We start from the raw sequence: 18146 nt of genomic DNA on the forward strand, positions 1-18146 counted from the left end.
ACATGCAATGTGCGTAATACCAATTAAATCAGTAATATGTTAGTCTGAAAGCCATAATATTACGGGTAAGCAATTGGTTTATAAAAATTTATGACTACGATTTATCAGGTATCTGAACTTGCTAAAGTTTCTCTTGCAACCGTTTCTCGTGTGATGAATGGAAATTCACGTGTTAGTGATAAAACGCGTGAAAAAGTATTAGCGGCAATGAAAGAGCTTGGTTATCGCCCTAACTTAACGGCACAATCTCTGGCTTCTAATCGAAGTAACTGTGTAGGGATATTAGTACCAGAGATACATGGTCCTTTTTTTGGACAAATGATGAGCGCCGTTGAAACTGAGCTTCGAGCGGCAGGTAAGCATGTTATTATTACTGCCGGTCATAGTGATGAGGAAAAAGAAAAGGATGGAATCGAATTTTTAATTAGTCGAAATTGTGATGCTATTATTGCGCATGTCGAAGCTGTAGATGATGACTATATTAAAGGTTTAGAAGCTGAAAAAACACCGATTATTTTTATCAGTCGTTATGTAGAAAGCCTCGCTGATAGATGCATTAGTCTTGATAATGAACTGGGTGGTTATATAGCAACGTCTACCTTAATAGCGCATGGACATAAAGAAATTGCTTGTATTGCTGGGCCACAAACAAAATCAGATGCGGTTGCTCGTTTAGCTGGACATAAGCGGGCGATGAATGAGCACGGTTTAACTATAAAAGACTCATTAATTTATGAAGGCGAGTTCAAGGAAATTGGCGGCAAGTTAGGGTTAGAAAAATTCATCAAATCTAATGATAACTTTACGGCAATAGCCTGTGGTAATGATGAGATTGCATCAGGCGCTATGACATATGCACGCGAACATGGATTGCACTTACCTGATGATTTGTCTGTGATTGGCTTTGACAATGTTGTCTTTGCATCACATTTGTACCCTAAATTAACGACGATAGAAAACCCAGTCAACCAGATGGGGAAAACAGCGGCTAAAATGGTTTTACGTGATGTTTATAAGCAGCAACAAGATGAAATACAACATTTTTATTCGCCTACTTTGATCAATAGGGATTCAATCGCCGATCTAACTTAGTTTAAATCTACTGACGATTTCCGTAAGTTGATCGCTATTTGTTTTTAAACCAATGCTTGATTGGTTAAGTTGTTCGGTCATTTTTACTGATTCATCTGCCATTTGAGCAAGTTCGCTTATCCTTAAATTTACTTCGTCTGCTGCGTCTGATTGTTGCTCTGTTGCTCTTGCTATTTGCGTATTCATGTCAGAAATGACTTCCATTAATTCATTAATTTCTGACAATGATGTATCTGCTTGTCTTGCTTGTTCGACTGTCATTTCTGAGGTAGCTTGACTCTCTTGTACAGCACTAACCGCATGATTAGCACCCGATTGAAGTTGTTCGATCATGGCTTGAATTTCATCTGTACTTTGTCCCGTTCTACTCGCTAATGTTCTCACTTCATCGGCAACAACAGCAAAACCTCTTCCTTGTTCTCCGGCGCGAGCAGCTTCGATAGCTGCATTTAGTGCAAGTAAATTAGTTTGCTCAGCAATTCCCCTAATGACGTCTAAAACACTACCTATACTCTGAGAATCTGTAGCAAGTTGACCAACCGTATCATTTACCAAATCAATTTTGGCAGATAAGGATTGGATATTATCTATTGTGCTCGAGACAACAGTTTTTCCTTGTTGCGTGGTTGTTCTTGCTTGATTCGCTGCTTGCTCTGCAGAAAGCGCATTATTGCTTACTTCTTTGATGTTAGTTGTCATCTGTTCCATTGCTGTGGCAACTTGAGTGGTGTTGTCATTTTGAAGTTGCGTGAAGTTAGCATTTTGCTCACTAAATTCTGCGACCATATCCGCGCTTGAACGCACGCTATTTGAGCTGCTGGCTACATCTTGTAAAGACAGTCTGATTTTACCAATAAAGCTATTAAAAAAATGTGAAAAGCCAGAAATTTCATCATTGCCTTTAGCGTCGAGTTCTTGTGTAAGATCGCCGTCTCCCTGAGAGATATTTTTCATTAAAGCGCTTGCGGCACTAGCTGGTTGAGAGATGCTTTTACCAATCAATATCGTCATTGTGATGGTAATCGATGCGATAATGAGAAAAATAACGGCCGCAACAGAGAGGTTTTGAATAAAAATTGTATTAATATGGTCAATGTAGATACCGGAACCAATAATCCATTGCCATGGTACAAATTCTTCAACATACGAAATTTTGTCTACTGGTTCGTTTTCACCAGGTTTCGGCCATTTATAAGGAACAAAACCATGTCCGCGGGTATTGACTTCTTTGACCATGTCAACAAACAATAACTTGCCATCTGGATCGGTGTTAGTTGCCAGTGACTGACCATTTAATGCGGGTTTAAATGGGTGCATTATCATAGTTGGTGATTTATCATTTATCCAAACGTAATTGTCACCAGCATAGCGAAAGTTCTGTAAAGCAAGTTGCGCCTCACTTTGTGCCTGCTCTACACTCATATTACCTTGTTGACTAAGCGTGTAATAATGCTTAACGATACTGGTTGCAGATTCAACAATTTGTTTTACATTCTCCTGTTTCTGTTCGTAGAGTGTATTGTATTGCGAAGAAAGTAAGTTGGCACTGATTATCAATAAACCAAATAATGCGATAGCAAGAATGATAATTAACCGTAAGCGAATAGAAATATTACGTAAATACTGCATAATTAGTACCTAAGGCAAAAACTGCGACTTTATAAGATTAGGCTACGCAGGGGATAATGACAAAATTATCTATATAAATTTTGATGTAGAGCAAGACTATGAAGGAAAATGCAGAATTTATTTGCCCGTTGTGTCAACGGGAAAATAGATGCGGTATTAATAACGAAACAGCATGTTGGTGTTTAACTGCTAAGGTCCCTAAAGCTTTGATACGGCAATTACCCACATCAAAGCAAGGAAAAGCATGTATTTGTGCCAAGTGTATAGCAGCCTTTAATACTAACTTGGCATATGAAGCAAAATAAGCAATATTATTTTTGTACAACAGTATAAATTTTATTCACAATTTTCCATTCATTGTTTTGTTTTAACAAAGACAAATAGTCAACATATTTCCATGTCCCCATATCCCATTCAGCTCTTACTGAGGCGGCGTTGTTTTCGATATCTACGGAAATAATACTGGTTTTATGTTTGCCTGGTTTATCTTTACTAAAGAAACTTAAAAATGTGTTCATATCATAAACTTTATGCTGATCGTTTTTGATACCTTGCACTTTAGCGTTAGGATGAAAGGCTTTTTTAATCATGCTGGGATCACCTGCAATGCTGCCTTCTAAATAATAATTTACTGTTGTTTCAACCGCTTTTACTTGTGTTTTATCACCTTGGTAATGTGTTTGACTAAAAACTTGCGCGGTAAAAAATATTGAGCCTAAAATAAGTGAACGCATAAATATCCTTGCTATGTGTGAATGGTTAAACCGTAATCGATTTTAAAAATTGTTTTGGTGATATCCCCATTTGCTGTCTAAACATATAGATAAACGCTGAACTCGATTCGTAACCGAGAAGTGATGCAATGCTGGCGATATCATCACCTTGCGCTAAGTGTTTAACCGCAACTTGAACATTTAGCCTTTGCCGCCATTGGCTGTAAGTAAGGCCAGTTTCTTTTTTGAAATTTCGAGTGAGGGTTCTTGCCGATACCTTGACAAATTTTCCCCAAGACGTGAGATCACTTTTTAATGCTGGATGTTTTTGTAGTTTTTCTGCGATTACAGCAAGTCGTGTATCTTGCGGATACGGAAGAAACGTATCACGTTCGATAAGGGTTGGTAGATAATCTTGAAAAACCGTAATCAAGTGGTGATGTTTTTCATCTTGTGCTTCTGGTGTCGGTAATGTGAGTAACTCTTCCATCAGGGCTTTAAAAAAAGGTGATGCATTAAGTACGGCAGCATGATTAAAATTTGTTTCAAATGCGGCATCTGTGAAATAAACGGCAGTTAAGGTTACATCAGTTTTAGCAAGTAATTCATGTCTGATATTCATGGGAATAATAACACCATGGCAAGCTGGAATAATATACCGACCTGACTTGGTGATAACGGCAAGAACACCTGATTTAACATACAAAAACTGTGTTTGGGGGTGCTGATAATACTCTACACCAGCTAGCGCTGGTATATTCAGATGCGTCACACTACACATTACATTCATTTGATTATCACTGTTTGTCATGAAATCTACACTAAGTTATTTAGTATCTTTATATTACATAAAGTGTTGTAGAAATTTATCGGGAAAGCAAGATTAATATCGTTATTGAATACAGTAAGTAGAAAAAGCGAAAAATTCAGACATTAGCCGTATAATTGTATACAATCTTGTCGCACGTTAATGTAGCCAATAAAAATGATAAGCTGCATTATGGGTCATAATTATCAATGGAAATTAACATGAAAAAGTTTTTAATACTTAGTTTCGCAATGTTGAGCAATGCCTGTTTAGCAAAGGGCGAAACCTTGTATCAAGTTTCATTCGACAACGCGGTTCATCATGAAGCGAGAATATCTGCTACTTTTACAGGGGTAGAAAACCAAGTACTTGAAGTACAAATGAGCCGAGCTTCTCCCGGTCGCTACGCGATGCACGAATTTATAAAAAATGTATATAAAGTGTCGGCAGTTAATAGTGTAGGGCAGCCGCTGACAGTAAAACGCGTTAACCCTTACCAATGGCATATTGAAGACCATGATGGCGAAGTTACCTTATCGTATACGTTATTCGGTGATCGCGCTGATGGCACTTATTCGCAAATTGACAGAACTCATGCACACTTAAATATGCCCGCCACGTTTGCATGGGCAACAGGGCATGAAGACCGTGCAATCCGTGTTGAATTTACGCCGTTTAATCCTCGTTGGAAGGTTGCGACACAACTGGTAAAAGAAGATGGCGAAAACTATGTCTTTACTGCTCCTAATCTCGCTTACTTTTTGGACAGCCCGGTTGAACTTAGTGATCATCAGGTGCGTTCGTGGCAGGTCACATCAAACGGTCAAACGCAGACCATAAACCTGGCTGTGCACCATAATGGTACCGACGAAGATCTTGACAAATATACTGATATGGCAAAAGCAGTTGTTAGCGAACAAATAAAAGTATTTGGCGAATTACCTACCTTTGATTACGGTGAGTATACCTTTATTGCATGCTATTTACCGCATGTGAAAGGCGACGGTATGGAGCATCGAAATTCAACAATTTTAACCAATTCAACATCGCTTGATGAAGCAGAGTTCGGTCAGTTAGGTACGTTATCTCATGAGTTTTTTCATGCGTGGAATGTTGAACGTATTCGTCCCGCAGAATTAGAGCCGTTCAACTTTATTGGCGCAAATATGACGTCAAACTTGTGGCTCGCAGAAGGTTTCACGACTTATTACGACAAGTTAATGATTAAGCGAGCTAACGAATGGGATGAAACGAAATTTTTAGAACATCTAAGTAGCATTGTGAATCAGGCATATTATCAACGTGGACGATTATATTTATCGCCTGAAGGTGCTAGCCAAATGGCGACATTTGTAGATGCTGGCGTATCGGTAGACAGAACAAATTATCGTAATAATTACTTCAGTTATTACACCTATGGCCGCGCAATGGGATTAGCACTTGATCTGAAGATTAGAACGTTATTTCCAGGGAAGTCACTTGATAACTATATGCGTCAACTCTGGTTAGATTTTGGTAAATCAGAAACGCCTTATACACGCGATGACGCTAGACTTACATTGGGTAAAGTTACGGGAGATCAAGCATTTGCTGACAAGTTTTTTGCAGATCATGTTTATGGTCAAGTAAAGGTTGACTTCGATGCGCTACTCGCTTCAGCCGGCTTACAGGTCAAACAAAAGGATGAAGAAAGTGCCTTTTTAGGTAAAGTTACCTTTAACTTTATTGGTAAAGATGCCATGGTAAATAATACTATTTTAGTCAATTCTCCGCTTTATAAAGCCGGCGTAGAATATGGTGACCAAATAGTAAAACTAGGGCGTAGAACTATTCGCTCTCAGGAGCTTTGGCAAAAGGCGCTTGACCAATTTAAACCCGGTGAAACCACCACTATTGAATATATTCAGCGTGGAGAAACCGTAAAACAGCCAATCACTTTTATTGCAGACCCTGCTGTTGAAGTTTCTGTTATTGATGATGAATTAACAGATCAGCAAATTAACTTTAAAACTGCTTGGCTTGGTGAAGATAAAACCTCTCAAGATGACAATATTGAAAACGAGAGGTAATATAGAACGCTAGTAAGAAGGCTCGTGGCAACCGGGCCTTTTTTAATTTTACGTAACAGGGATTTAACGTTGATTACTGAAGAATTACTTAAGAAGAATACGGCAAATATACGTTGCGCGTTAGGTGACAATATTCAATGGACATATGAAGCTCGTTACGGGGTGATGTTGAGCGAGTTTGCACAAAATAAATCTGCTGATGTTTATGACAAGCTAGTTCCTATGTTTCAATTTCAGTGGGATGATAAAGCTGCGAAAAAACTGCCGAAAGCACTAAAAGGTGAACTCAAAGATTTAGCTCGTGTAGGAAAAAATCAAAAATTATTGTTTATTCCACAGCATGATAATACACCTGCAATTGCAGCCTTTTGGTGGCCTTGGGGACACGGTGGTACTTATTCATTACGGTTAAAAGTACTAGAAAATGCGATTACAGTGGACGATATGCATGAACCAAAAAGAGGGTTTTTAGCTCGACTTATCTCTTGGATTCGTCGATGAAAAGTCAATGCGGTGCGGTTAAATGCTATAAAAGCGTTTTAACACATACTATCACCGCATCGCCTGTACTTTATCAACCCTTCTTAGCGTAGATTGAAAAACTAGAGAAGGTAGGCTATTTCTCCTCTACTACTCGAAGGCACTTGATCACAGGATTGGACAGATATCGTCGTATAGGTAAGTAGCTGCCTAAAAGTGTAACACTCGTTACCGCTACAATAGTGGCGGTTAACCAAATAATGGCACTAGCATTAATCAGTTGATTGAGTTGATTATCAAACACGAAAAACAACCCGCAAGTCGCTAATATACTACTCAACAGACCAATAAATAATGCATTGGCGTTTTCTTTAAACATCTTTGATAATATATCGATGCTTTTAGCGCCTATTGCCATACGTGTGCCTATTTCATATCGGCGAAGCTGGCTCGAATAACTTAAAATTCCATATAGACCAATTATCGATAAAAATAGCGTTAATATTGTTAAGCCACCTGTAACTGCAATCGTCGTATACTGCATGAATAATAAACGATGCTTATCTGCAACAAGTGGTGTTAATTCGCGGAAAGTATAGTGACTCGATATTGATTCTATAATGTTGATAAAATCTACTTTATTCAGCGGTGTAGTGACTTTCGATTTTAACATGATATTGGCACGTCTTCTTTTATCAGGCACGTAAGCCCTAGGCGGAATGTCAAGGTCATTTGGTAAGCGCAAACCGGCTACCACACCAATGATTTTATAGTCGCGTCCCCAGAATTTGATTTTTTTATTTAGAATTGCGCCACTCGGTGCTATCAACTTGGCCATTGTCTCATTGATCACCATGACAAACTCACCATCAAGAATGTGTTGCTCGCTAAAGTTTTCACCCGTAACAAATGGCTGACTTAGCATTGGAAAATAACCGTGGTCTACGAGCTTTACTTCTGGCGTGTACAATTTATTTTGTTCTGCATCTAATATAGGGTAATTACCAAACCAAATTAATGGTGATAATGAAATTGTTGATTGAGCTATTTCTGGATGTTGATTTAAGGCATTATTGATTTGCATTAAGTCACTGCGCAGTATTTCAGTTGGCGTCTCTGTGGGGTTTTTCTCCATTAATCTTAATTGCCATATATTATCTACGGAAATCCCCATTGGTTGATTAATTGTCTTATATGCTTGATTAAACATCGCGAGGTTAATAAAAATTAATGTCGCAGCAATGGTAATTTGAGTCGCAATTAATGCTGTTCTTATCGAGGCCTTAATTTGCAAACCGCTACCCTTACCACTTTGGCTTAGAGCTAAGCTAAGTCGATGATATGGTACTAGTTTTCGACATACGAGTGTAAAAAATAAATTGAGAAATATTAATACAAATACACTAAACCCTAATGAGAACCATGATAATGAAAGCTCTTTAGCTCTAGGTAGTACGGCATCTAAATGCAGCTGTAGGAGATAAAAACCCAAATAGGCAATTGCCAGCACAAAAGGCAGTGCGATCAATAGCAACACCCCATATTCTATAAAGATGAGTTTAAATAAATTAAACTTCTTAGCGCCTATCGCGGCATGAATCGCTAAATTGCGCTGTTGTTCAATCGCTCTCGACATAAACAAGTTAGTGATATTTGTCATGGCGATGAAAAAAATACCTAAACAGGCAAAAAACACATAATAAATCAGCTCTGATTGTCCTTGATAGATAGCATTGGTTAGATCAATGAGTGCAATGGAAACTGTCCATTTTTGAAAACTTGGTTGATCGACATAGGTTTGTTGCCATAAATCACGTTGTTGACTATTTAATTGGTGTTGAAAGCGATTAGTATTTTGGCCTTTTTCAATTTTCATTAGCACGCTTACGGCACCATCAATTGCCGAAAGTTTACCCCAGCCCATTTGTTCGGCCCAGTTATAATCCCAGGTTAACCAAAGTTGGCTTTTACGACCAATACCTTTAATTTCGGGGTCAACAAAATCTGGAGATAGCACACCGATAATCGGGTGCGAAATACCTCTAATTTCAATACTTTTTTCTTGAATATTCTGATCACTATCAAACAGTTCTTGCCAAAGTTTATAACTTAGAATGGCGCCAGGAGTATAGTTGTCGATTTTATGTTGGTGGGTAAAGTTAGTGCCTACAATGAATGTCGCGCCTAATAAATCAAACCATTCGTTGGTCACATAAGCACTTTCAACAGTGACAGGCTCTGCTAAAGAGGTGATCACATCAGTGACTAGATAACTAAGTGCAATATCTACATTTTCGCTTTGGTTTTTATATATATGCTTTGCCGCAGGATAAGAAAATCCTTCACCGATAAAATCACCCTCTTGGTTTACCATAGACTGCTTTGCAACATACAGTTTATCTATCTCAGGATAAGGCAAAGGCTTTATTAACATGAGGTAAATCAAGGTGGTTGCGCATAACAATGCACCCAAGGTAATTGCAATAGTCGCGACAACATTAATACCAAACATAGGGTGTCTTTTTATCGATTCCCATGATTGTTTTATTGAGTAAGCGCTAAATAAGGTGCTCATTACTCATCTCCCCTTAGACACAGGATGGTAGGTTGATTAAGATATTTCTTTACAGGCAAATAGCTAGCAATAAGCACAATTGTACTTACAATGATAAGGCTAGTTAGGAATATCCAGATAAGTTGCGTCGACAAATACTCATTGAGAAGGTCGTTAAAGATATAGAACCCTGAGCATATGATGACCAAGTTGATCATGAGTCCTAAAGCCAGTGGTTTGATATTTTCACCACATACCAAAGTAACGATATCTTTTGCTTTTGCGCCTATCGCAATACGTGTACCTATTTCGAAACGTCGTATCTCACTATTATATTTTAAAATGCCATACAAACCGATTGCACACAAAAGCAAAGTAATTATTATCAGTAGTAAGGTCGATACGGTCGTCGTTTTACTGGCAAATAAGTGATTGTCTTTATAGTGTTCGATAGGGTTGTAGCTAAATATATTAAGTTGTGGACTAATGTCTGTCGCGATAGAAAGAATAGCATCTCGCGTCAATGTTTGATTTGGTTTAGTCTTAATTAATAAGGCATTACGTGATGCATTAGATAAAAAGTAGAACCGAGGTTCTGGTGCTTTTTGTCCCGGCACTATAATACTTTTCACGACACCTGAAACGAACGTTGAATTATTAATCTTTAGGCCAATTACATCCCCGTTAGGAGCCATTTTATTTGCTAAAAGATCATTGACGACAATTCCACGCAATTCTTCTTTACGTTGACTATTTTTTACATTTTCCCCGGCGATTAATGGCTGGTTAATTAATGCAAAATAATTCTCATCTATATCTTTAGCACGTTCAGAATATTTTCGTCCGGATTGCTGTTCTGTAAAGGCCAATGTAAAGAACGCAGAAGGGCGTTGAGATTGGCTAACGCCGGCCACACTTGGAAGCGCTGACAATTCACGAATCAAGCTTTGCATTGCATTTTCGCTCATTCCTTGATTAGCACTAGGTAAAGCCATGACTAATGCATGAATATTGTTAGTTTCATACCCTAAGGGCTTATGCATAACTTTATAGGCATCGGTAAACAAAATGCTATTAGCAAAGACTAGAAATATCGAAATCGCTATTTGACTGGTAATCAAAACTTTTCGTGTTTTTGTTGAAATTTGTACTTTAGTGCCTTTACCACTGCTTCTGAGGCTAGTGATCAGTTGACGATAATTGGTGAACCGTAGGCTGAGGGCGATAAAAAATAGAATAAGAACAGCTAAAATGGTTAGTGCTGCACCTATAGAAAACAAGTTTAAGGTTAATTCTGCGACACGAGGTAAGTAACTATCAAGGTAGGTTCGAATAAAATGAAAGCCTAGTTCAGCGATGAACAGACTTATGGCTAAGGCGATTGTCAGTAAAATAATTGCCTCCGCAACGACCATGGACACAATACCTGATGTTGGCGCACCTACAGCAGCATTAATGGCAAGGGTGTGTTGTTGTTGTACCGTTCTTGCCAAATAAAGGTTGGCGATATTAGCAATGGCGATAATGGCTAAACCTAAGGTACCTAGCACTAGTAATAATAGTAGTTGCTCGTTGTCTTGAATTAATAGTTCGCTTAAAGGAGATGTAACAATATTAATAGACCAATTATCAAAAAAGCTATGTTCAGCAACTTTGTTTTTCCAATTATCACTGATTAACTGAGTTAACCGCTGCGACGCTTGTGCGTGGCTTATTGTGGTCGGAAGCTTGCCAACGAAGGCTAGTGAGCCATCATCATTGCCCCAACGAACGCGTTCGGAATCTGGTACAGAATTAAAGTCCCAAGGGATAAATAGCTTTGACTTTAGCCCAGGAGCGGCTAGGTTAAGCTCATTAAATTCTGGCGCTAAAACGCCGATAATTTCAAATGACTTACCGCCAAAACTAATGTTGTAGCCGATAATGTCCTCTCTACCAGCAAATGTATCTTGCCAAGCTTGATCACTGATTATAGCGACGGGGTTAAAGCTATCGACCTTTTCGCTTGCTTCAAATTGACGACCTAACTGCATTGGTGCGGCAAAAATATCGAACCATTCAGGTGTAATGAAAGAAATTTCAACGAATGGTTTGTTAGGCTCTGACGTTAAAATATCAGCATCGAAATATTGCATTGCGACTTGCGAAAAAGTGTTGTGATTTTTATACAAGTGCATCAAATTAGGGTAAGTAAAAGCATGCCCGTCGATATTTTTTTCACCATTGATTAGTTGATGTTCAACAGTGGTTAATTGTTGTTGATCTGGATAAGGTAAAGGTTTGTATAGCATGACAAAAGCTAACGTTAACGCACAAATCAACGCGCCTAACGTAAAGGCTAAAGTGGAAACAACTGCGAAACCATAACTTTTATTATGCGTGAGGTTTTTAAAAGCCATCGTTAGGTGATAGAGGAATAATCGCATCACAGATCCCTTAGTTATGTTCGTATCTATTAAGCCGAGGCTTTTGCTAAAGGTGCGTGTAACACCTTACCATCGAGTAGTTGCACTTTAATTTTTGCCATATCCGCGTATCTAGGATCATGCGTCACCATGCAAATTGTTGTACCTTGTTTGTTTAACTCATCCAGCAAGTCCATGACTTGATCACCTGCTTTTGAATCTAGGTTACCGGTTGGCTCATCCACTAATAAGATGCTGGGATTGGCAACTAATGCTCTAGCAATAGCGACACGTTGTTGCTGGCCACCAGATAACTGATTTGGTTTGTGACTGGTTCGATGCGAAAGCCCTACTTGTTCTAAGCGGCCTAATACACGCTTTTCTATTTCTAGCGTACTAAATTTCTGGCTATGGTAGCGCAGAGGTAAAGCTACGTTGTCATATACTGTTAACTCGTCTATCAAGTTAAACGATTGAAAGATAAAACCTATCTTTTCGTTTCTTACGGTGGCTGCTTGGTTTAATGTTAAAGAGGTAACGTCATTACCTTCAATAAAGTATTTACCTTCAGTAGCAAAATCTAATAGGCCCATTATCGATAACAAGGTTGATTTACCGCAACCTGAAGGACCCGAGATAGATACGTATTCTCCCTCATGTATCGTTAAGCTTATGCCTGATAGCGCGTGTGTCTCTAATTCTTCCGTTTCAAATACTTTCGTTATTTGCTCGAGTTTTAGTATTTCTTTCATAAGAAGGTCCTTAATTTAATGCAATTTCTTGTGTTTGGTAGTTGGTTAGATCAGTCAATATAAAACTATCACCCGGTGAGGCACCTTGCTCAATAGCAACATAGCGAGATGTTTTTTGGCCAAATATAATCTCAACACGAGTCGCCTTATTGTGTCCTTGTTCTAGGCGGTACATCGGTTGTTGGTGCTTAGCCTGTATATTGGCTGGTCGTTCGATATAAGCAACATTTTTTAGCACGTCAGTTACAATCTCAGCATTGACGTTTTGCTCTGGACGCATGTCACTTTTTAATGATTCTGTAAAGATAACGTCAATTAAAACGGCGTTATCTTTTACTATAGGGTCAATGCGAGAAACCTTACCGAGTATAATGGCTTGGCGAGTATCAACTTCCACTGCTTGTCCGATACGTATAGTGCTCGCTTGTGATTGTGGTACTTGTATCTCTGCGATCAAGTCGCTAGTGCTGCCAATCAGAGCTATTTCCTGTCCAGGATTAATGCTTTGGCCTAAATTGATGGGTAACCTTTGCAAAATTCCGTCAAATTTTGCGGTTACATTTAAAGCGTTCAGACGATCTCGAGCATTTTTTACTGTGTTTAGTTGTTGGTTAATACTTTCTTGCTGAATGAGTAAAGCTTCTTGATGGACTTTTTGCAAATGTATTAAACTTTGATTTGCTAAGCTAATTTTAGTTTTTAACTGTTTTTCATTTAACTGCGATTCACGAAATGTAAGCCCTGATACGATACCCTGTTTAAAGAGCTTTTCTTCCGCTTCTCTTTTTAAGCTAGCTGCTTCTAGCATTGCAGAGTATTCAGCAATTTTAGACTTCTCGGCAATAATTTCTCTTTGCTGATTAAGTGCTAATTGGCGTGAATTTGCTTGCAGGCTTACGAGTTGTTGTTGGGCACTAGAAAGCTGATAATCAAGTTCAGGGTTTTCAAGCTTTACAATTATGCTGCCTTGTTCGACAACAGCGCCTGGTTTTAACAAGATCTCTTTAACCGTGGCACGCGTTAATGCGGTGATAAGCTCCTGCTTATGAGAAACCAATTTACCATAGCCATCTACGGTCACTTTTAGGTCACCTTGAGTTACTTGAGCAATCACTAAGTCTTTTTTATTTAAAGTTACCTGGCTAACACTTTGCTTTACCAAATATATTGATAGTAAGGCGAGTAGCACGATTACACTGATAACCATACGTTTGATTGACTTGTTGTCAGAAGGCTTTTGTTTTACAACATCCATAATAGTATTATTAATTAATTGAATTACGATGTATTTGCGAAAACCATGCCAAACAAAATATGCTTAACAATCAATGGTATGTGTTTTTTTCTTTTAGCGCTCAACGAAAAAAGTTCAATTACGGACGACTTAATTTCGGAATCAGACTCTTTTATAATGTTGCCCTTTTACATCTTTAACGGCACCATGTTTTAACGAAATTTTATGAGGTAAATATGAAGCAATATTTAATTTGGGATTTACCCATTAGAATATTTCACTGGTTACTTGTAATAACAATTAGCGCTCTTTGGTATACCTCTGAGCCTGATAACAACATGATCGAAACACATATTAAACTTGGCTTTTTTGCGCTTGGATTAATTATCTTTCGAATCTGTTGGGGGATTGTTGGTACAAAGCACGCTATATTTGTAAACTTTTTGCCAACACCAACGCGATTAAAACATTACTTAAAGGGCAAACAACAAACGCCAGGACATAACCCAATGGGCGCTTTTATGGTGGTTGCTTTTTTGCTACTCATTGGCTCTCAGGCGACAAGTGGGTTGTTCATTAATGATGATATCTTTTCTTCTGGACCTTACTATGGTGTCTTAAGCGGGGAATTAGAAAAGCTGATGAACACTATACATCATTGGGGGTTTGATTTGATTTTAATCGCGTCTGTAATTCACGTAGGTGCTGTGATTTATTATCGAGTCGCTAAAGGGAAAAATCTTGTTAAGCCGATGTTTACTGGTAAAAAGCAAGAAGGCGAGGTTAACGCATCAGATAGTATTTCTCATTCTAAGTTGTGGACATTTGTTGCGGTTGTTTTATTAGTTGCATTATTTGTCTATTGGCTTGTAGTCATTAATGCACCAGTAGTGGAAGAGTTTTATTATTAAAAAAAGCGGCTAGTTGCCGCTTTTTATCAAATGACTGATGTCAGAGAAATTAATCCATTTTAAAGTTATCGTGGCAGCCGCCACATGATTTACCCACGCCGCCGATAGCTTTTTTAATGTCGCCTTCTTCACCTGTTGCTGCAACTGTCACTAAATGCTTTGACGCGTTACTTAGTTCAGCAATTGCTTTTTCAAAATCTGCACGCTGCGACCAAACTTTATCTAGTGCTTCTGTTTTAACGTTGAAGCCAGAAGTATCTAATCTTGTATGATCATCAATCATTAAGGAAAGCTGGTTTATTCTTGCTGCATGCTTTGCGACTGTTTCTGCGTTAAATGCAATTTTCCCACGAGCCATGCCACCTAATGGAGACATGTTAGCACCAAGCAGTTTAAACACTGCTTGACGAGTTTCTGTTGCTCTTTGTGCTTGTTTTTCTGATTTTGCACTTTGCGCACTCGCTGTAAATACCGTCAGAGTTAATGCGCTTAACATTGCTACTTTTACTATGTGTTTCATGATATGCCCTTATGCATGAAGTTACTTTACTTTGCACTATTCTTAACGATTTAGTTTGCTATGCCTAGTTATTTTGTCTCAGAGCGATGTCGTTCTATCGATGCCTTAGCCTATGTAAAATGTCTTATTTTTATATTTTTTGACTTTTTTAAGCATTCTCTTAATTAACGATTAATGCTTTTAATTTGCAAAAAGCTACGTTACAGTAAACTGATGTTTAAAAAACACACAGCTATGTGTTTTTATGTAAGTTGATATTATTCAGTAGTTTATATTGGTTTTGAAGAGGCGCATTCCGAAATCGGACTACATCTTCCCAATATCGAACTTTTCTTCTGTTGTGCATTAAAGCGGTTTAGTTGGCAATGTGATCATTGCTGTTACGCCTTTTTTTGGATTATTGTGCAACTCTATTACACCATCATGCTGCTCAATAATATTTCGGCAAAAGCTCAAACCGATACCTTGACCATCCGGTTTAGTGGTATAAAGTGGCACAAATAAATTATCCAAATTTTTAAAACCATGGCCATCATCAATTACATCTACAAGAATGTGCTGGTCAACTTCTTCAATATTAATATCCACTTTTGTGGCATTTGCTTCAAATGCATTTTTTGTCAGATTTAACAATACTTGCTCAAAAAAGCTGATATCCACCCAAATGGTTTTTAGATGTGTATTGATGTTTACTTGTTTGTTGGTAAACAACTTATGTAAGAGGTTTGATAGATAATCGATACTTACGTCACTTCTTTTTAACTCTATTTTCTTTGAAATTGTAGAGTATCGGTCAACGAAGCTCTGTAGGTGTTGGCAGCGGTCTGTAATGACATTGAGTATTTGCTTATCTCGTTCAACGAGCGACTTTTCTGCTAAGGTTTCCGCCATGGAAGAAACAGGCGTCAGTGAATTTCTAATTTCATGACTTAGTACACGAATGATCTGTTGCCATGCCTTTAATTGGTTTTCACGAAGTGTAGATTCAATATCAATGAACACTAATAATAAATGTGTTTCACCATTATCAACAAACTGACTATGTTTTATTTGCCATTTCCCATTAGCGTTGTTTAATAGCCAATTGTTGCTCTTAAAGGTTAAACCTAATCGTTCTGGCAAGGCATGCCTATAGACTTGCCAAGGTTGATTAAATAATTGTGTAAAGGCATCGTTTGCAAAGGAAAGTTGCTGCTTAGCGTTAAAAACTAATACAGGCGAGGCTAATTCAGAAATGAGTCGATATACTAAGAAAGTGTGTTGATCATAACGTGATTTACGTGCCTGTAGTGAATTGCTTAACTCGCTTAATTGCTGATGAAACTCTTTTACTTTGCCTTCAGGAAATGAAGACTTAGCAAATTGATTAAAATCTTCTTGTTTAATGGCGTCTAAATGTAGGCTTGCCCTATTAAAGGCTCTAAAGGTTTGAAACTTTATTGTTACGATAAAACTAAATACAAAAATGCCATAGCAGAACAATGCGATGGCATACCAATGCCAATTTACATTAAACGTATTTAGATAAAGGCCAATTGCTATAGCACCAGGTAGTGCGAGCAGTAAAAGGCGAAGATTCAGAAACCCCTCTAAAGATTTCATATTAGTTTAATCCATATTTTTCAACACGGCGATACATTGAAGACTTTGTTAGTCCTAATAATACAGCTGCCTTTGGAATATTGTTGTCAGTCTGTGACAACGCTTTCTTAATGAGTAATATTTCTGCTTCTTTGAGATGCATTAACGGTAAATCAGTCGTCGCTGCGGTTGCCGTTAACCGTAATTCTGGCTCATCAATGAGACCCGTTTTATTCAGTAAAACCGCGCGTTCTATTAAATGGCTTAGCTCTCGTACATTGCCTGGCCAGTTATATGCCATTAACGCTTTTTCTGCTTGGTTTGATAGTTCACAGTAAGATTTTTGATACTTCTGGCTATATATAGCAATGAAATGACGCGTTAGTGGCACTATATCCGATTGTCTTTCTTTGAGCGATGGGACGCGAAGTTCAATCGTATTTAATCGATAATAGAGGTCTTCGCGAAATTTGTCTTGTGAGATCAAATCTGAAAAATTAGCGTTCGTTGCACTAATGATTCGGCAATTAGTCTTTTTAGTTTTACTGCTTCCTAGCACTTCATATTCGCCTGATTCTAAAACTCGTAATAGCTTAGCTTGCTGATCTAAAGGAATGTCAGCAACTTCGTCCAAAAAGAGAGTACTATTTTGGGCGAGCTCAAATCGACCGATCCTTTGAGTTTTCGCATCTGTAAATGCTCCCTTTACATGACCGAACATTTCACTTTCAAATAGTGTCGACGAAACCGCGCCCATATTCATTGAAACCATAGGTAAACGATTAAGCTTAGATTTTTGATGTACCCATTTTGCAAGTTGACTCTTACCCGTGCCATTTTCCCCTGTAAGCAGGATATTTGCGTCGGTAGGGGCTACGATGCTTAGTTCATCGAGAAGTTGCAACATACATGATGATTGCCACTGATAATCATTCTCGGGTTGAACATTTAACTGCTGTTTGAAGCCTGCATTTTCTTTACCGAGTTCTTGCATCGATAACTGTTGCTTAACGGCATTTAATAAGTGCCTATTTTTCCATGGCTTATCGATGAAATCTGTTGCGCCTAACTTCATTGCTTGCACAACAAGATCTACATTACTCCACGCGGTCATGGCAATCACAGGCACAACTATTTTACTTTGTTGCATCCAGTTTAAAAACTGCAATCCTTCTTCACCAGATGTTGTATCAAGTGAGAAATTCATATCAAGCAACACGAGTGCGATATCGAACTTTTTTAAAATACCTTGTGCTTGTTGCGGGCTATCAGCTTCTTTAACGCTGTAACCATGTTGTTCAAGCAAGATGACTAAACTAAGTCTAATATCTGCTCTATCATCTATGACTAAAATTTCTACCATGTTCTACCTAATTGAATCCGTTTACATTGGAACAG

Annotated in this window: 15 protein-coding genes; 5 read left to right on the forward strand and 10 right to left on the reverse strand. The window is 38.2% G+C overall.

The window, feature by feature from the left end; genetic code table 11:
- Positions 1-90 precede the first annotated feature (90 nt).
- Positions 91-1092 carry a LacI family DNA-binding transcriptional regulator gene (locus tag QUE09_RS00285; protein ID WP_286234226.1) on the forward strand — a complete coding sequence of 334 codons (1002 nt, stop codon included), beginning with the start codon at positions 91-93 and terminating at the stop codon, positions 1090-1092.
- Here QUE09_RS00285 and QUE09_RS00290 read toward each other — a convergent pair.
- Positions 1084-2721 (reverse strand): methyl-accepting chemotaxis protein, encoded by a 1638-nt coding sequence (locus QUE09_RS00290; RefSeq protein ID WP_286234227.1) that lies wholly within the window; start codon positions 2719-2721, stop codon positions 1084-1086. The genes QUE09_RS00285 and QUE09_RS00290 overlap by 9 nt on opposite strands.
- A gap of 98 nt (positions 2722-2819) precedes the next feature.
- Here QUE09_RS00290 and QUE09_RS17575 point away from each other — a divergent pair, with 98 nt between their 5' ends.
- Complete coding sequence (locus QUE09_RS17575) at positions 2820-3026, forward strand: cysteine-rich CWC family protein (protein WP_350226383.1); 207 nt, start codon at positions 2820-2822, stop codon at positions 3024-3026.
- Positions 3027-3032: 6 nt separating this feature from the next.
- On the opposite strand, the gene QUE09_RS00295 is transcribed toward QUE09_RS17575, so the two are convergent.
- Together QUE09_RS00295 and QUE09_RS00300 are read right to left on the reverse strand one after the other, a co-directional pair.
- Positions 3033-3455 (reverse strand): nuclear transport factor 2 family protein, encoded by a 423-nt coding sequence (locus QUE09_RS00295; RefSeq protein ID WP_286234228.1) that lies wholly within the window; start codon positions 3453-3455, stop codon positions 3033-3035.
- Positions 3456-3480: 25 nt separating this feature from the next.
- Positions 3481-4245: an AraC family transcriptional regulator gene (locus QUE09_RS00300; RefSeq protein WP_286234229.1), complete on the reverse strand. Its 765-nt coding sequence runs from the start codon at positions 4243-4245 to the stop codon at positions 3481-3483.
- Between the two features lie 218 nt (positions 4246-4463).
- Here QUE09_RS00300 and QUE09_RS00305 point away from each other — a divergent pair, with 218 nt between their 5' ends.
- Both QUE09_RS00305 and QUE09_RS00310 read left to right on the forward strand, forming a co-directional pair.
- On the forward strand, positions 4464-6311 hold the full coding sequence (locus QUE09_RS00305; protein WP_286234230.1) for a M61 family metallopeptidase: 1848 nt from the start codon (positions 4464-4466) through the stop codon (positions 6309-6311).
- A gap of 24 nt (positions 6312-6335) precedes the next feature.
- Entirely contained in the window at positions 6336-6812 is a 477-nt protein-coding gene (locus QUE09_RS00310; protein ID WP_286234231.1) for a hypothetical protein, read from the forward strand.
- 115 nt (positions 6813-6927) lie between these two features.
- On the opposite strand, the gene QUE09_RS00315 is transcribed toward QUE09_RS00310, so the two are convergent.
- The 4 genes from QUE09_RS00315 to QUE09_RS00330 are packed head-to-tail and all read right to left on the reverse strand — an operon-like array spanning position 6928 to position 13757.
- Positions 6928-9366 (reverse strand): ABC transporter permease, encoded by a 2439-nt coding sequence (locus QUE09_RS00315; protein ID WP_286234232.1) that lies wholly within the window; start codon positions 9364-9366, stop codon positions 6928-6930.
- The gene (locus QUE09_RS00320; protein WP_286234233.1) at positions 9366-11771 is read right to left on the reverse strand and encodes an ABC transporter permease; all 2406 of its coding nucleotides are present in this window, start codon (positions 11769-11771) and stop codon (positions 9366-9368) included. The genes QUE09_RS00315 and QUE09_RS00320 overlap by 1 nt, the downstream gene beginning before the upstream one ends.
- Positions 11772-11800: 29 nt before the next feature.
- Entirely contained in the window at positions 11801-12502 is a 702-nt protein-coding gene (locus QUE09_RS00325) for an ABC transporter ATP-binding protein (RefSeq protein WP_286234234.1), read from the reverse strand.
- Between the two features lie 10 nt (positions 12503-12512).
- Entirely contained in the window at positions 12513-13757 is a 1245-nt protein-coding gene (locus QUE09_RS00330; protein WP_286234235.1) for an efflux RND transporter periplasmic adaptor subunit, read from the reverse strand.
- A 215-nt stretch (positions 13758-13972) separates the two neighbouring features.
- On the opposite strand from QUE09_RS00330, the gene QUE09_RS00335 reads away from it, so the two are divergent.
- Positions 13973-14647: a cytochrome b/b6 domain-containing protein gene (locus QUE09_RS00335; protein WP_286234236.1), complete on the forward strand. Its 675-nt coding sequence runs from the start codon at positions 13973-13975 to the stop codon at positions 14645-14647.
- A gap of 49 nt (positions 14648-14696) precedes the next feature.
- Here QUE09_RS00335 and QUE09_RS00340 read toward each other — a convergent pair whose 3' ends face one another.
- From QUE09_RS00340 to QUE09_RS00350, 3 genes are all read right to left on the reverse strand, one after another.
- Entirely contained in the window at positions 14697-15167 is a 471-nt protein-coding gene (locus QUE09_RS00340) for a c-type cytochrome (protein WP_286234237.1), read from the reverse strand.
- Between the two features lie 345 nt (positions 15168-15512).
- Positions 15513-16769, reverse strand: coding sequence for a sensor histidine kinase (locus QUE09_RS00345; protein WP_286234238.1), 1257 nt, complete (start codon positions 16767-16769; stop codon positions 15513-15515).
- 1 nt (position 16770) lies between these two features.
- Complete coding sequence (locus tag QUE09_RS00350) at positions 16771-18111, reverse strand: sigma-54-dependent transcriptional regulator (protein ID WP_286234239.1); 1341 nt, start codon at positions 18109-18111, stop codon at positions 16771-16773.
- Positions 18112-18146: the final 35 nt, after the last annotated feature.

Origin of the sequence: Thalassotalea sediminis (assembly GCF_030295915.1) — a bacterium.
In the GTDB taxonomy this organism is placed as follows: domain Bacteria; phylum Pseudomonadota; class Gammaproteobacteria; order Enterobacterales; family Alteromonadaceae; genus Thalassotalea_C; species Thalassotalea_C sediminis.

Excerpts from the sequence above, each read along its gene's own strand:
- QUE09_RS00285 (WP_286234226.1), top strand. The coding sequence starts at position 91 with ATGACTACGATTTATCAGGTATCTGAACTTGCTAAAGTTTCTCTTGCA.
- QUE09_RS00290 (WP_286234227.1), bottom strand. The coding sequence starts at position 2,721 with ATGCAGTATTTACGTAATATTTCTATTCGCTTACGGTTAATTATCATT.
- QUE09_RS17575 (WP_350226383.1), top strand. The coding sequence starts at position 2,820 with ATGAAGGAAAATGCAGAATTTATTTGCCCGTTGTGTCAACGGGAAAAT.
- QUE09_RS00295 (WP_286234228.1), bottom strand. The coding sequence starts at position 3,455 with ATGCGTTCACTTATTTTAGGCTCAATATTTTTTACCGCGCAAGTTTTT.
- QUE09_RS00300 (WP_286234229.1), bottom strand. The coding sequence starts at position 4,245 with ATGACAAACAGTGATAATCAAATGAATGTAATGTGTAGTGTGACGCAT.
- QUE09_RS00305 (WP_286234230.1), top strand. The coding sequence starts at position 4,464 with ATGAAAAAGTTTTTAATACTTAGTTTCGCAATGTTGAGCAATGCCTGT.
- QUE09_RS00315 (WP_286234232.1), bottom strand. The coding sequence starts at position 9,366 with ATGAGCACCTTATTTAGCGCTTACTCAATAAAACAATCATGGGAATCG.
- QUE09_RS00320 (WP_286234233.1), bottom strand. The coding sequence starts at position 11,771 with ATGCGATTATTCCTCTATCACCTAACGATGGCTTTTAAAAACCTCACG.
- QUE09_RS00325 (WP_286234234.1), bottom strand. The coding sequence starts at position 12,502 with ATGAAAGAAATACTAAAACTCGAGCAAATAACGAAAGTATTTGAAACG.
- QUE09_RS00330 (WP_286234235.1), bottom strand. The coding sequence starts at position 13,757 with ATGGATGTTGTAAAACAAAAGCCTTCTGACAACAAGTCAATCAAACGT.
- QUE09_RS00335 (WP_286234236.1), top strand. The coding sequence starts at position 13,973 with ATGAAGCAATATTTAATTTGGGATTTACCCATTAGAATATTTCACTGG.
- QUE09_RS00340 (WP_286234237.1), bottom strand. The coding sequence starts at position 15,167 with ATGAAACACATAGTAAAAGTAGCAATGTTAAGCGCATTAACTCTGACG.
- QUE09_RS00345 (WP_286234238.1), bottom strand. The coding sequence starts at position 16,769 with ATGAAATCTTTAGAGGGGTTTCTGAATCTTCGCCTTTTACTGCTCGCA.
- QUE09_RS00350 (WP_286234239.1), bottom strand. The coding sequence starts at position 18,111 with ATGGTAGAAATTTTAGTCATAGATGATAGAGCAGATATTAGACTTAGT.